Origin of the sequence: Mesorhizobium sp. M1E.F.Ca.ET.063.01.1.1, assembly GCF_003998155.1 — a bacterium.
Taxonomy (GTDB): domain Bacteria; phylum Pseudomonadota; class Alphaproteobacteria; order Rhizobiales; family Rhizobiaceae; genus Mesorhizobium.
In genome coordinates this window covers 1-3006 of record NZ_RZSC01000710.1, presented here as the reverse complement: position 1 = coordinate 3006, position 3006 = coordinate 1, and the positions used below count along the sequence as shown (strand labels likewise).

4 protein-coding genes are annotated in these 3006 nt (G+C 65.2%); 2 read left to right on the top strand and 2 right to left on the bottom strand.

Going from position 1 to position 3006, the window contains the following annotated elements; all coding sequences use genetic code 11:
* Positions 1 to 1038, top strand: a 1038-nt coding sequence (locus EOA29_RS31020) for a PDZ domain-containing protein (protein WP_127222065.1), incomplete at its 5' end; no start/stop codon positions are given.
* Between the two features lie 45 nt (positions 1039 to 1083).
* Here the strand turns inward: EOA29_RS31020 and EOA29_RS31015 are convergent.
* Positions 1084 to 1656 (bottom strand): GNAT family N-acetyltransferase, encoded by a 573-nt coding sequence (locus EOA29_RS31015; protein ID WP_126093149.1) that lies wholly within the window; start codon positions 1654 to 1656, stop codon positions 1084 to 1086.
* The gene (gene serB / locus EOA29_RS31010) at positions 1653 to 2540 is read right to left on the bottom strand and encodes a phosphoserine phosphatase SerB (RefSeq protein WP_126093150.1); all 888 of its coding nucleotides are present in this window, start codon (positions 2538 to 2540) and stop codon (positions 1653 to 1655) included. The genes EOA29_RS31015 and serB overlap by 4 nt, the downstream gene beginning before the upstream one ends.
* On the opposite strand from serB, the gene EOA29_RS31005 reads away from it, so the two are divergent.
* Positions 2530 to 3006 (top strand): tRNA (adenosine(37)-N6)-dimethylallyltransferase MiaA (locus EOA29_RS31005; RefSeq protein WP_281061119.1); only part of this gene is annotated, 477 nt, incomplete at its 3' end. The genes serB and EOA29_RS31005 overlap by 11 nt on opposite strands.

Here is a 3006-nt window from a genome sequence, read left to right as displayed (position 1 = left end):
GTGCTGAAGGTCGACCCGAAGGGCCACAAGCTGACGGCCGTGAAGTTCGGCGATTCGACCAGGATGCGCGTCGGCGACTGGGTGATGGCGATCGGCAACCCGTTCGGCCTCGGCGGCACGGTGACGGTCGGCATTATCTCGGCGCGCAACCGCGACATCAACTCCGGCCCCTATGACGATTTCATCCAGACCGATGCCGCCATCAATCGCGGCAATTCCGGCGGTCCGCTGTTCAACGCAGAGGGGGAGGTGATCGGCATCAACACGGCGATCATCTCGCCGTCGGGCGGCTCGATCGGCATCGGTTTCTCGATTCCGTCGCAGCTTGCTGCGGGCGTGGTCGACCAGCTTCGCCAATACGGCGAGACGCGGCGCGGCTGGCTTGGCGTGCGCATCCAGCCGGTGACGGACGACATCGCCGAGAGTCTCGGCATGGCGACCGCCAAGGGCGCGCTGGTGGCCGGCGTCATCAAGGGCGGGCCGGTCGACAATGGCACGGTCCAGGCCGGCGACGTCATCATCAAATTTGACGGCAAGGACATCCACGAGATGCGCGACCTGCCGCGCGTCGTCGCCGAAAGCCCCGTCGGCAAGGCGGTCGACGTCGTCATCGTGCGCAAGGGCGTCGAGCAGACGGTGAAGGTAACTCTCGGCCGGCTCGAGGACGGCGAGAAGCTTGCCAGCGGCGAGAACGGGACTACCGACCAGGACAAGGGCGACAAGGCGGCTCCGATGTCCACGGCTTCGGTGCTCGGCATGACCGTCGGCGAGCTCAACGACCAGACGCGGCAGAAGTTCGGCATCGCGGCCGACGTGTCGGGTGTGGTGATCACCGACGTTGCCAAGGATTCGGCCGCCGCCGAGCGTGGCATCCAGCCCGGCGAGGTGATCACCGAGATCGCGCAGGAATCGGTCGGCACGCCGAAGGACGTCATGGACCGGATCGGTGCGCTAAAGGAGCAGGGCCGCAAGAACGCGCTGCTGATGCTGGCTTCGAAGACGGGCGAGTTGCGTTTCGTGACGATCCGGATGGACTGAGTCCGACAAGCCGGGCAACCGATTGATGTTAAATGAAAAGGGCGGCTAGCGAGCCGCCCTTTTTCGTACCTGCCAATCCCCACGCAACAGCCTGTAGAGGACATGGCGCTTAAGATGAGGATGGCTGTCCGGAATGTCGGGATGGTCGAAATCGCTGGCCGGGTCGGCGCTCATGCCGAGGCGTTTCATCACGGCGGTGGAGCGATGATTGTCGGCCACGGCGAAGGAGACGATCTCGTTGACGCCCAGCGTCTCGAAGCCGTAGGCGAGCCAGGCCTCCGCCGCCTCGGTGACATAGCCCTTGCGCCAGTATTCCGGTGCCAGCCGCCAGCCGATCTCGATCGTGCCGGCCGGCAGGGAGGGCACATGATCGGTTTCGAGGAGGCCGACGAAGCCGATGCACTCGCCGGTGGCGGCAATCTCGGCGGCGGCAAAACCATAGCTGTCCTCGGCGATCCAGGATCGGAACTCATCCATCATGGCGTCGGCAGTAGCGCGGTCGCGGCGGAATGGGAAGAATTCCATGACGCGGTCATCGGAGTTGATGCGGTGGAAGAGTTCGCGGTCGCGCTCTTCCCAGTTGCGCAGGATGAGACGTTCGGTGCGCATGGGTTTCATTGCACAAACTCTTCCTGTTTGTAGCCCTGGATATAGAGCAGGGCGGTGAGGTCGCCATGGTCGATGCGGACTCTGGCCTGCTCGGCTACCGTCGGCTTGGCGTGCAAGGCGACGCCGATGCCGGCGAGGCGGATCATGTCGAGGTCGTTGGCGCCGTCGCCGACGGCAACCGCGTCGGCCGTCGTCAGGCCAAGCCTTGCCGCAATGTCGAGCAGCGCCTCGGCCTTGGCCGCGCGCCCGAGGATCGGCTCTTCCACTGTGCCGGTGAATCGGCCGCCGTCCTCGATCAGCCGGTTGGCGCGGTTTTCCTGGAAACCCAGCATTGCGGCGATGCGGCTGGTAAAGACGTCGAAGCCGCCGGAGATCAGCGCCGTCCAGGCGCCGTTGGCGCGCATGGTCCGCACCAACGCGCGGCCGCCGGCGGCCAGCGTCAGCCGGTTGGCGATGATGCGATCGACCACCGCCGTGTCGAGGCCCTTCAGCAAGGCGACGCGCTCGCGCAAAGCGGGCTCGAAGGCGATCTCGCCATTCATCGATCGCGCGGTGATCGCAGCGACGTGCTCCTTGACGCCGATCTCGTCGGCGAGCTCGTCGATGCATTCCTGGTCGATCATCGTCGAATCCATGTCGGCAAGCAGGATCTTCTTCCTCCTGCCTTCGGACGGCTGGACGATGATATCGACCGGCTCTGAGGCCAATGCCGCGCGAAGATCGGCCGTCAATACGCCGATGTCCGGCGTCTCCGGCAAAACCAGATCGCAGGCGATGCCTTCAGCCAGCCAATGAACGGAGCTTGCGCCGGCCGCCCGCGAGGCCATATTCGCAAGCGAGGCCGACACTCGACGGTCTTCGGGATGGGATACAAGCGTGGCGATCAGCGACATCGAAAATTCCGGCAGTCAGGCGGGCGAAGGCCGCGTGAAGAACGCGATCCTGATAGCCGGGCCGACAGCCAGCGGCAAGTCGGCGCTGGCGCTCGATCTTGCCGAACGCAAGGGCGGCGTGATCGTCAACACCGACTCCATGCAGGGCTATTCGGTGCTCGACGTGCTGACGGCGCGGCCAAGCGCGGCCGAAATGGCGCGCGTACCGCATTTCCTCTACGGCCATGTGCATCCTTCGACTGCCTACTCCACCGGCGCCTGGCTGCGCGACGTCACCGGGCTGATCGCGGAAGGTGTTTTGTCGGGACGGCCGGTCGTCTTCGTCGGCGGCACGGGGCTCTATTTCCGCGCGCTGGCCGAAGGCATCTCTGACATGCCCGACATTCCGCCATCGGTGCGCGAGCGCTGGCGCTACGAGCTCAAGGAACAAGGAGCCGAGCGGCTGCATCGCATTTTGATGCGCGAG